The 11,449-nt window shown below is 48.1% G+C and carries 11 protein-coding genes; 7 read left to right on the forward strand and 4 right to left on the reverse strand.

Annotated elements, in window-relative coordinates; translation table 11 throughout:
- Positions 1–108: 108 nt before the first annotated feature.
- The 4 genes from J4G07_09225 to J4G07_09240 form a co-directional block, all read right to left on the reverse strand.
- Entirely contained in the window at positions 109–1,140 is a 1,032-nt protein-coding gene (locus J4G07_09225) for a serine hydrolase (GenBank protein ID MCE2414172.1), read from the reverse strand.
- A 1,013-nt stretch (positions 1,141–2,153) separates the two neighbouring features.
- Entirely contained in the window at positions 2,154–2,768 is a 615-nt protein-coding gene (locus J4G07_09230) for a hypothetical protein (GenBank protein MCE2414173.1), read from the reverse strand.
- 15 nt (positions 2,769–2,783) lie between these two features.
- Entirely contained in the window at positions 2,784–3,353 is a 570-nt protein-coding gene (locus J4G07_09235; protein MCE2414174.1) for a Uma2 family endonuclease, read from the reverse strand.
- A 106-nt stretch (positions 3,354–3,459) separates the two neighbouring features.
- Positions 3,460–4,914 (reverse strand): M81 family metallopeptidase, encoded by a 1,455-nt coding sequence (locus J4G07_09240; protein MCE2414175.1) that lies wholly within the window; start codon positions 4,912–4,914, stop codon positions 3,460–3,462.
- A gap of 265 nt (positions 4,915–5,179) precedes the next feature.
- Here J4G07_09240 and J4G07_09245 point away from each other — a divergent pair, with 265 nt between their 5' ends.
- From J4G07_09245 to xseB, 7 genes are all read left to right on the forward strand, one after another.
- On the forward strand, positions 5,180–5,893 hold the full coding sequence (locus tag J4G07_09245; GenBank protein MCE2414176.1) for a bifunctional (p)ppGpp synthetase/guanosine-3',5'-bis(diphosphate) 3'-pyrophosphohydrolase: 714 nt from the start codon (positions 5,180–5,182) through the stop codon (positions 5,891–5,893).
- Complete coding sequence (locus tag J4G07_09250; GenBank protein ID MCE2414177.1) at positions 5,893–6,789, forward strand: sugar phosphate isomerase/epimerase; 897 nt, start codon at positions 5,893–5,895, stop codon at positions 6,787–6,789. The genes J4G07_09245 and J4G07_09250 overlap by 1 nt, the downstream gene beginning before the upstream one ends.
- A gap of 96 nt (positions 6,790–6,885) precedes the next feature.
- Positions 6,886–7,929 carry a selenide, water dikinase SelD gene (selD, locus tag J4G07_09255; GenBank protein ID MCE2414178.1) on the forward strand — a complete coding sequence of 348 codons (1,044 nt, stop codon included), beginning with the start codon at positions 6,886–6,888 and terminating at the stop codon, positions 7,927–7,929.
- A gap of 157 nt (positions 7,930–8,086) precedes the next feature.
- The gene (pyrE, locus tag J4G07_09260) at positions 8,087–8,608 is read left to right on the forward strand and encodes an orotate phosphoribosyltransferase (GenBank protein ID MCE2414179.1); all 522 of its coding nucleotides are present in this window, start codon (positions 8,087–8,089) and stop codon (positions 8,606–8,608) included.
- 98 nt (positions 8,609–8,706) lie between these two features.
- On the forward strand, positions 8,707–9,483 hold the full coding sequence (locus J4G07_09265; protein ID MCE2414180.1) for a TIGR00282 family metallophosphoesterase: 777 nt from the start codon (positions 8,707–8,709) through the stop codon (positions 9,481–9,483).
- A gap of 395 nt (positions 9,484–9,878) precedes the next feature.
- On the forward strand, positions 9,879–11,120 hold the full coding sequence (gene xseA, locus J4G07_09270) for an exodeoxyribonuclease VII large subunit (protein ID MCE2414181.1): 1,242 nt from the start codon (positions 9,879–9,881) through the stop codon (positions 11,118–11,120).
- Between the two features lie 60 nt (positions 11,121–11,180).
- The gene (gene xseB / locus J4G07_09275; protein MCE2414182.1) at positions 11,181–11,366 is read left to right on the forward strand and encodes an exodeoxyribonuclease VII small subunit; all 186 of its coding nucleotides are present in this window, start codon (positions 11,181–11,183) and stop codon (positions 11,364–11,366) included.
- The last annotated feature ends 83 nt before the right edge of the window (positions 11,367–11,449 follow it).

Below are 11,449 nucleotides of genomic sequence, written 5' to 3' on the forward strand. Positions count from 1 at the left end.
CAAGGGACTGCCCCTACAGGGAAAATCCCTTCAACCCAACTGACAATACTATCAAACTCAACTTGACACAGCACTAGCGCGGAGAGGACAGCATCAACAGATCCATCTTCAAAGATGATTGTTGACTGACGGAAGTACATATTCGTTCACAATTTTGAATGCCTGGTTCGCAATTGAGGAGCCGTAGTTACCACCTGAAAAAACGATTACCATCTGTATATCCGGGATCACAAATATAAACTGACCTCCGTTACCTGCGGCAACGTAGCCTTTGAGAGTTCTGCCTTGGACCGAAAAGCTATCGAGCCACCAACCGAATCCGTACCCTTCGTTTTTAGAATGCGGTTTTGTAGACTCACTGACCCAGGAGGCAGGGAAGATCTGCTGGTCCTTCCATCGTCCCTGATCAAGATAGAGCTGTCCGATTTTGGCCATGTCCCGTGGGCGCAGCAACAATCCTGCGTGAGTCTGGGGTAACCCGTTTGCCGTTCGAAACCAATCATGATGATTGATTCCCAAGGGACGAAAGAGATACTTCTCTGCAAACTGATCCGCGTGCATTCCTGAGACGTTCTTAATTACACCCGCGAGGAGGATCGTGCAACCACTATTGTAATTGAAACGCTCACCGGGTTCGTCTGACATCTCTTTTGACAGGACATATTCTATGAAATCGGCACTGTTCTCCATTTGTGCCTCGGAGTTGAGGGAATCAGGCTCTGACTGATGTGCACCAGATTGATCCCATTCAAACCCAGCCGTCATCGTCAACAAATGTTTCAATGTTATCCTGTTTTTCTCGTCAGTCCGGTGGTCGGCGTATTCTGGGAAGAATTGAAATATGGGTACATCAACGGATTCAATGTATCCGCGGTCAATTGCAATACCGATTAACGCTGATGCAACGCTCTTTGAAACAGATCGCAGATCGTGTAGTTTGTTCTTATCGAACTCGACAAATCCTTTGTGGCCATCGATGCCAGCAAAGTATTCCTCATATACCAATGTCCTATTTCGTACGATTAGAAGGCTATGAATATTCTTATAGTCTTGGTTTCGTATGCGGTTTGTCGCCTCAATAATCGACTCAGGGTTGAAACCTGCTGCGTCGAGAGTCGAGACCTCCCAAGTGTCAAGCATTAGAGATTCTCCTGTGTATCGCATCGATCCACAACCACCCAGGGATAAAACAGGGCAAAGGGATAGGACGAGGATACTTAACTTCAAAGTGGTCAAGTGGATTGTTTTGATCATTGGGTAACCTGCTTTCTAACAAGCGATTGAACAGCGAAAGGTGGTATATCTGCCTTGACTCTTTCTGAAGATATACCGCATAGATTCTGATTCTTCACATTTTGCTTCATATTGCTCTCCTTAAATCTTAAAAATATAAACACCAATTTTAGTTGATTTAAAATTACGATATATAATAATATAAATAGTTTAATAATAATATAAATAGTTTAATAATAATATAAATAGTTTAATAATAATATAAATAGTTTAAAAAGTCAAATGTATTTTATTTCCAATTGGGAAATGCATAGTATCTATTGTCTGAATCGCGGACTTTCGGGATTTGGCATCCGATATAGTAATATGCAGGCACGAGACCTGCCCCTACAGTGGTACAACACCCTCCCATATACCAAAATTGTAGAGGGATTGAATACCTCTGTCTATATCGTAAAAAGCCTTGCACCTAAGAAGTAGAGAACGTATAATGAAAAACACGTTTTTTCCGAATCCACATCATCAATCTAATAAGACTAACCGTGAAATAAAATATGAATTTTCAAACACGTTGCGACCGTTATTTACAGAACATCCACCAAACACAAACCACCGCTGAGGCTATGAAATCCGCGTCATCTGTCTAATCCGTGATAATCCGCGATTCAGACGAAAAAATGAAAAAAGTTACACTTTTCGCCAAATTATTTTTTTCCCACACAGAATCGCAACCGGGAAACACACACGAATACCACGTCCCCACTGGATTCTCAACCGAAAACCCGCACAGAAATGCCAATTTAAAAATGTTATAAAAACGTAACATTTTAAGGAAAAATGACCACGAAACGCCAAGAGGAACACAAAGAATTTGTCGTTAAGGGATACGCCTGTTTTGGTGGGTCCAGAGGGTCATCTGTTTACAGGTGGGTTGTGGCTTTGAAGACGGAATCAACCGCCCCAAAAAGCGTTGGTAAATGTGCCAAGGCGAAGTCCGTTCGGTTTTGTGTGAACGTATCACCGATAAGTCGCCCAAATTGCCATAACGTTCCATCGGTGACAATTCCGTATACCGGAAAAGTAGTGCTTCCATTCATTTCTTTCGCGTTTATTCTTTGAGCAGCTATCAACTCCGCCAGACATTGTCCCCATCCCTGTTCAAAATCGTTTTTCTTTGCCTCAACAAGGAGTATCAGCGGGCTTCCGACGACGGTTTTGCCTAATTCGGATCGGGTAGAAATAAAATAATCCGGCGTTCCGTTCAAGATTTCATCATAAATGATGGCTTGCTTTATCCAGAGGGCGTATCGATCGGCATAAACTTTGTAGGTCTCCTTCAAAACAGGAAAGATAATTGTTTCACACCGTGCAGCTTCAGAGGCGAAAACATGGATGTGGTCCCGTGTAAATTCAAAGTCTCTCAAGAATTCCGCTGATGGACTTGACGGTTCACTTTCAACAAAGTCGTCTTCTGAGTATGTGATATTGAACCTTTCTTGCACTTCAGAGATTGTCTTGAAATCGCTAAATGCCATGGCTGTGTCTCCAAATTAAAATGTGACGCGCCTATAAATGTCGCGAAGCGGAAGTGCGCAATCAATAGAAATAAGCGGTAACACATCTGTAAGTTTACGGAATTCCGTTGAAATCCACTCCGTGCCTTGACGAAGATAGTGTTCCACGCGCACTTTATCTTCTGAAATCAGGATGTATTCTTGCCAGGCGGGAATCTGCCGATAACGTGCGAATTTTTCACCTCGATCATCGGCTTCGGTTGATGGGGAGAGTACCTCCACAACAATACGCGGATTGAGGAGCGTGTCGAAAACGTGGTCTTCAAAGCGGAGTTCCTTACAGGCAACGACCACATCTGGATAAAAGTAGGAAGTTGTCGTGCCAGCCTTGACACGCATGTCGCCGATGAAGGCTTCGCACTCACTATCGATTAATTGATTGGAAATCCCATTAAACACATCCCCCGTGATGCGATTGTGCGAGCGACTGGCACCAGACATTGCGACTATTTCTCCTTTGATGAACTCATTTTTGAAGGGTGCTTTGCGCTCAATGGTGATGTAATCTTTGGGAGTTAGGCGAGTTCGTGCAGCAGCAGATACCATAGTTTCCTCCACGAATCTGATCGCATTGCTAATATATCAACTCAAATTCACTGTGAATATTATAATAGGTAATCCATTGCAAAATCAACGAAATTCCATAATTGTCTCAATCTAATGGGAACAGCGGGCGACGGATGTCGTGATATTCAAAATGTAGCGGGTTCACGGCAGTCAAGCCAGGTGTGTCTACCTCGATAATCTGTCCTGCAATGGGTTCATAGGCAGCGCGATAGGCAACCGCGGCTTTCACGACGATCATCCGCATCTCCGTTGGATCGATACCGAGACTGTAGAGTTGCTGGAGACTAAACGGGGTCTGCCGCCGACTCGTCAGGACAACCAGAGAATCTCCGACTGCCACGACAGTTGTCAAGCCCTGATTGTGGTATCTCTGACCGCCGTGCCGAGGTTGCGTTTCTATGTACTGACCGTCATGGATGAGACGGACAGTGCCGCGAATCGGGACAGGATCGCCGTGCAGGTCGTCCGCTTTTCCACCGACTTCAAGCGAAACCGTCCCCCCGACACCCGCCTGAATACAGCTTTGAACAGCCTCTGGATCGTAGACGACCACAACATATCCGGATGCCTCCTGCCCGACCAACTCCGCTAAGATAAAAGTGCTATCCCCGGGTGAACCACCACCGATATTATCCCCCATTTCGACAAGAATAACGGGATGATTTTCAGATTGGATGGCTTCCTCGACTGCTCGCGCAGCATCGGGAAGATTGAGCGTGAGTTCACCACGGACGTTCCAGAGCATATCGGATAACCGATCGGCTTCCGTCTGAGCGAGTTCTGGATCATCATCGGTGACGACGACGAAGGCGGGTCCGGCTTCATGAACATCGGCATACGGATACCCCACGGCGACGTTCCCGACGAGGATATTCGGATTTTCTTCTAACTGCTTCGCGGCGTTGAGAATAGGTGCCATCGGCGGCACGCTGGTAACATGATATAGGATATTGAGGAGCATCGGTGGTTTGGCGAGTGCTTGCGTCGGTGTAATCTCGTCTCGCAGTATCCGCATCATTAATTCTGCTGCTTGTAGCCCGCGTTGGCGTTGATCGATGTGCGGCGTTGTTTTGTAAATCACGAGTGCCGTCGATTCAGCGACCATCTGCTCGGAGACGTTCGCGTGCTGGTCAAGCGTGACAACAATCGGTAGGTCATAACCGAAGGCATCTCGGAGCCGTCGTAACACCTCGCCATCGCCATCGGGATAACTCTCGACGACCATCGCGCCGTGCAGTGCGAGAAGGAGTCCGTCATGCTGCGGTGCGGATTTGAGGTGCTGGATTAACATCTCGGTCATCCGGTCGAAAACATCGTCCGTCACGCGTCCTGCTGGCGTTGCTGAAGCCATGAATGTCGGATAGATCGTATAATCGAACGCTGTCGCGCCTTGAATAAATCCACTTATTTCATGATGTGCTTCTCCCCAGGTCTTTATTATATTACTGGCATGGGTTTGAGAGAACGCAGCAGCGTCGGTGGGGGTGCCGCTAAATGTGTTTGATTCGTGCATGATTCCGGCGATAGCAAGTGTGGTCATAGTATATCCCTCAGTCAGTTGTCAGGAAAATGGCAGTTAGCGGTAGGGACAGGTCTTGTGCCTGCCCGTATGGGAATCTCCTACCGTTGTCAGGAAAATGGCAGTTAGCGGTAGGGGCAGGTCTTGTGCCTGCCCGTATGGGAATCTCCTACTGTAAACTAAAAATACCTTGACGGGTTAACTGAAAATAGTGTATCATTTAACAATCTTTAAGTCTCGTATTTTCTAACAGCAGCATAAGACAATTCAAGCACGATTGGAAAGCATGACGCAGAACGGTACCCGGAAAAATCAGATTGAAGAAGCAATAGAAGTCGCCGCTGAAGCCCACCAAGGGCAATATCGGAAAGGCACTCGCACGCCCTATATCACACACCCTTACGCCGTCGGTCTTATTTTAATGGATGCGGGATGCACCGAAGTCGTAATTATTGCAGGTATCCTGCACGATACCGTTGAGGATACCGATCTGACCCTGGAATTCATTCGAGAACATTTTGGCGACGCTATCGCAGACATCGTCGACGGGTGTTCAGAGAACAAAGCACTGCGGTGGCGAGCGCGCAAGACCGAACGGATTGAGGCGTTACGAACAGCAAGTCCCGAAGTCTGCAGTGTAACATGTGCCGACAAACTTCATAATCTACGCACTATTATTTCAGAGTACGATGTCATTGGTGATGCCGTATGGGATCGGTTCCACGGTGGCGTCGAGGATCAGGCGTGGTATTACCGCAGTATTCTCGGTGCGATCGCTGATCGAGACGCGGCTTTACAAAAAAGCGTCGTTCGTGGTAAACTGTCTAAACATGACAGCGGTGCAAACACCCACTCCGATGGAAATGACATCGCACCGCAACAAGGGGCCTCCGATAGCAACGACGCTCGGAAGACTCCCACAGCAATAGATGCTGTAAACCCTCAACTCTTTCGCCAATTTCAGCAGGCTGTAGTACATCTATTTCAAGGAGAGATTTAATGAAGATTGCCTACGCTTTTAGACGATGTGCATCCTATCCCTACAACGGTGGCGGGTTACCCACCGATGCAACAGATCGACGACGGTTTTTGGATCATTCCAAAGCGATTGGATTTGATGGAATTGAACTCCCTGCGATGAACCTCCCTGAAGCCGAAGCCAAGACGCTCCGTTTGGAGCTTGAAGATGCCGGTGTTCCATGTGTTGCGATTCGTGGTGGTGGTGGTGCCGCACATCCGCGTGTCGCCGCTGCCAACAAGCAAAGTATGATAAACGCTGTTAATTTCGCAGCGAGTATCGGCGCGGGTGTCGTGAATTCCACCGTTACCACACCACCGCGCGACCCGAACGGTAAAGGCACGTATCGCGGTGAAACCGTTTCACAAGGCTCAAGCCGTCTCGCAAGTGCAGTGGATTATGAACGCACCGCAAAAGCAGTGAGCGAAGTCGCCGGTATCGCCGCAGATCAGGGCGTAGAGATCTCCATAGAAATCCATCAAAACTCGATTGCGGATAACAGCTGGTCGGCATTACATTTGTTAGAATTAATCGATGCACCGAATGTCGGTCTGAATCCCGACTTAGGCAACATCTATTGGACTTACGATACTCCAGAGGAATCGTGCGAAGCTGCGATCGTCGCGCTTGCGCAACACGTCAACTATTGGCATTGCAAGAGCCTCTATCGTGTGCATATCCCCGATCTGGAAACGGCTATCTATGTCCAAGCCCCGCTTCCCGACGGTGAAATCGACTACCGCTTCGCGATCGCGGCGTTGTTAGCCGTCAACTATGAAGGGTATCTGGCAATCGAAGGAATACGCGACGGTGATCAGTTCCACCAAGATGGTCGGAGCGTGGCTTACGTGAAATCTGTTTTGTCGGACCTGCAGTAACAATTTAGCACAAGAAAGGGAATGGAATAGAAGAAAGGAAGAAAGGAAGAGTGGGTAACCTCCCTTCCAACCTCCCTCGCTTCCAACCAAGTCGCTATGACACAAGAGAAAATTCGACTCACCGCGACCGTCAAATGTGCCGGGTGAGCATCAAAACTCGCTCCGGGTGAGCTTGCGCACATTTTAGGTAAAATTCCGAAATCCACGGATCCGAATCTACTCGTCGGCACTGAAACCTCCGATGACGCTGGGATCTATCGCATTTCTGACGAACTCGCACTCGTTAACACGGTGGACTATTTCACGCCTATCGTAGACGATCCGTATACCTTCGGTGCGATCGCCGCGACAAACTCATTGAGTGATGTCTACAGCATGGGTGGCGTTCCGAAAACGGCGTTGAACATCACGTGTTGGCCCAAGGCTGACTTGGATCTATCCATTCTCGGTGACATTGTCCAAGGTGGCACTGAAAAGGCTATTGAGGCGGGTGCAGCACTCGTCGGTGGGCATACCGTGGATGCCCCAGAGTTGATGTATGGACTCTCCGTAACGGGTATCGTGCATCCAGAGAAATTCGTCAAGAACTACGGTGCGCGTCCCGGTGAAGTGCTTATTCTTACCAAAAACCTCGGCATCGGTATTCTCACCACAGGACTAAAATTCGATAAAATCAGCGATGCTGTCTTACCACAACTCGTCGAATCCATGACTCGCCTCAATGCCTCCGCATCATCCGTTATGCTGAAGTACAGAGCCAGCGCATGTACAGATGTTACAGGGTACGGCTTGTTAGGGCATGCCTCCGAGATGGCAGCGGGTAACGATGTTCGCCTCAAAATTGATAGCAGTGCTGTGCCATACTTCGCTGACGCTCCTGCACTCGTTGCACAAGATACCTACACGCAAGCCTACCTTGCGAATATGACGTTCCTCGCCGATAAGGTTACTTTCCACACCGATAGCGAGGCAATACGGCATATCTTGATGGAGGCGGAAACGTCTGGCGGTCTGCTGTTCTCACTGCCTGCTGAGAATGCCGACGCGGCAGTAGCAGACCTCCGTGCCGCGGATTGTCCAGAGGCAGCTGTTATCGGAGAAGTAATAGCAGACGATACCGCACATATTGAGGTATTTTAAGGGCTGTCAGTTGTCAGCGATCAGTAAAGAAGGGTTATCGACTTTCAGTATGCTTCGCAGTGAGAACTTTCAGAAGGGAACATCTGGGGCAGTTGCATAATACTTCCCGCCACAGCACTCTCTGGCTGACTGCTGACTGCTGAAGGCTATAAGAAATATGACAAAAACAGAACTCGCGAAACAGATACGCGTTGTTTCATATCTTACAGGAGAATTCGTACTCCGCTCAGGGAATATCAGCAACTTCTATTGGGACAAATATCGGTTCGAGAGTAACCCAACGCTGCTTACTGCGATTGCTGAAGAGATGGCGAAATTACTACCGGCCGAATGCGATGGTTTAGCAGGTTTAGAATTAGGTGGCATTCCACTCGCAACTGCGCTCTCGTTGCAAACGGAACTGCCCTGTTTTTACGTGCGGAAGGAAGCGAAAACATACGGGACTTGCAATCTTATTGAAGGCGGTGCTAAGGAAGGCAGTAAACTTGTCGTTATAGAGGATGTAATTACGACTGCAGGACAGGTCTGCACGTCGATTGAGCAGATCCGAGCGGCGGGATATACAGTGGAACACGTTATAGCAGCTATTGATCGACAGGCGGGTGGTGCTGCGAAAATTAATGCGATCGGGTGTTCGTTTGCATCCATTTTTACGCTTGCGGAGTTGGAAGGAGAGTAGCCGTCAGCAATCAGCCGTCAGCGATCAGCAAGAGACCTCTGGTTCATCAGAACCCTCTTTTCTGATGGCTGAAAGCCGATAGCCGATAGCCATTAAATATGAAAATACTGTTTATCGGGGATATTGTTGGAAATCCGGGCAGAGCCGCAACAGCGCAATTTCTGGAAGAACATCAGGACACATACGACTTCATCGTTGTAAACGGAGAGAACGCAGCAGGTGGTAAAGGGTTAACGTTTGACATCGTCGACCAACTTTTGGCATCCGGGGTCTCCGCGATTACAACTGGGAACCATGTCTGGGATAATAGAGAGATTTTCCGTTTTGTAGATACAACACCGCAACTGATACGGCCTGCGAATTATCCGACCGATGTCGCAGGGCGCGGTGTAACCATTGTTGCATCCAATGATGGACAAACTCAACTCGGTGTCATCAATCTCGCCGGACAGATTTTCATGAGTCCTTATACCAATCCGTTTCATGCGCTCAATTCGATTTTACCTGAAGTGAAAGCCGTGACCCCCTATATCCTCCTTGACTTTCATGCGGAGGCGACCTCTGAAAAAATTGCGATGGGTTGGCACGCGGACGGCAGAGTAGGGGCGGTGATCGGCACGCATACGCACGTTCAGACAGCGGACGCGCGTGTCCTGCCACAAGGCACTGCTTACATTACAGATGTCGGTATGACAGGACCCTATGACTCGGTAATCGGCACAAGAGTTGACGATGTACTTGAACGGTTTTTGACGATGATGCCCACCCGATTCAGGGTTGCCAAACGGAACGTCAAGATCTGCGGTGCCGAGATAGAACTTGATCCAGAAACCGGTCTCGCAGTGAGCATCGTGCCGTTCCAGCATCAGTATTAGACAGGCTGTCAGCAATCAGCAGTCGGCAGCCAGTTTCAAATACGTCCGGATTCGGATATCCCTCCTACAGAAGATTAGTCTTGTAGGTTGGGTTGAACGGGAACTACTAAAAAACACTACAACGCCAATGACTTTCAAGTTCATTGAAAAATCTAAAGTACTGAAACACCAGTGAAACCCAACGTGTTATTACACCGACAGCGTTTGGTTTGCTGGGTTCCGCTACGTTATCTGTAGGAATAGGGGATTGAAAAGCGGAATGCTCTGGACAAAAAGGGGACGTTTTGATCATTTACGGCTCAACCTTGGGGAAAACACATACATCTATCGGGCATTGTTAGTATCGAACTCACGTTAACAGTAAACATACGGTGGAGGACTTCCGTTAAACAGATATGCAATTAGATATGCAATTGGAAATACCAGTAGCAACGCGGGCTGTCCACAGTGTCAGCGAAATAACAGATTTGTTGAACCGTCTGATAGCGCGACATCAACCCTTTCAAAATGTGTATGTGCGTGGACAGCTATCGAATTGCATACATCATAGTTCGGGGCACATCTATTTCACGCTCAAAGATGAGGCAAACCAAATTAAATGCGTCCTTTGGCGGAGCAATGCTACCCGTTTTCGCTCTCTAATTCGCGATGGCGAAGAAGTGCAGGTCCAAGGAAAGGTTGGAATCTATGGTCCTCAGGGTATATATCAGATTACGGTGAGCGCGGTGAAACCCTTGGGGGTCGGTGCGTTGCAACAGGCTTTTGAGGAATTGCAGGAGCGACTTGCTGCAGAGGGTTTGTTTAATCCAGTACATAAAAAACCGCTGCCAGAATATCCTAAGAAAATCGGTGTTGTTACGTCATCGTCAGGGGCAGCGTTTCATGACATCTGCCAACAGCTCCGCAAGCGGTATCCGTTAGCCGAGGTCTGGCTCCATCCGAGCCGAGTACAAGGGGATGGGGCTGCTGCGGAGATTGTTGAAGCAATCAGGGTGATGAACCAACGGGACGACATAGATGTGTTAATTGTCGGACGCGGTGGGGGTTCCATTGAGGATCTCTGGGCGTTCAATGAAGAGATAGTGGCACGTGCAATTTTCGCATCTGCGATTCCCGTCGTGTCCGCAGTTGGGCACGAGACAGATACCACGATCTCTGATTTGGTGGCAGATCACCGGGCACCGACCCCCTCGGCGGCAATTGAACATATCGTTCCAGATCAGGATGAACTGTTCGCACAATTAGACGGATATGACGCGTGGCTGCGTAGAATCATAAATGACCGATTTGAGGTATACAAAACACGCCTTCAAGACCTTGAGACACGGCTCTCACCGACACGGCGAAAGGACGCACTTTATCAACTCTCCCAGAGGATAGATGACTTAGAGACTGGATGTCGGAATGCTATGACGCGATGTCTTTCTAATAGTGAGCGCGACTTACGAACCCTCGCACAACGTTTAAACGCATTAAGTCCGTTAGCTACGTTGGAACGGGGGTATAGTATCAGTCGGAAAACAGATGGAGCGGTACTCACCTCGGCTGAACAGGTGTCAATAGGCGATAGGGTTGAGATTCAACTCGCAGACGGACGGATCGGATGCCGCATTGAGGAACTCCTGTCTGAGGAATAGCCGTGTCCGATTCAGGTACATCAGAATTAACCAAAAACCTGAAGGAGTAATAGATAGAGAATGACATTTGAAGAAAAACTCAAAAAACTGACACAAATTGTTGAACAACTCGAAGAGGGTAACGAACTACCGCTTGAGGACTCCCTCAAACTTTTTGAAGAAGGCATCGGCTTAATTTCATTATGCAGGCAGATGCTCGAAAATGCTGAACAACGTGTAGAAAACGTTCTCGAAACAGATTTTTAGTAGTTAACGCCAGTTTGAAAATTAATCTGTAGGTGTTTTTGCTTGGGTGTTTCCCCTAGGTAGAGCGGTAAATACACCGAAAG

Source organism: Candidatus Poribacteria bacterium, assembly GCA_021295715.1.
Classification (GTDB): Bacteria; Poribacteria; WGA-4E; order WGA-4E; family WGA-3G; genus WGA-3G.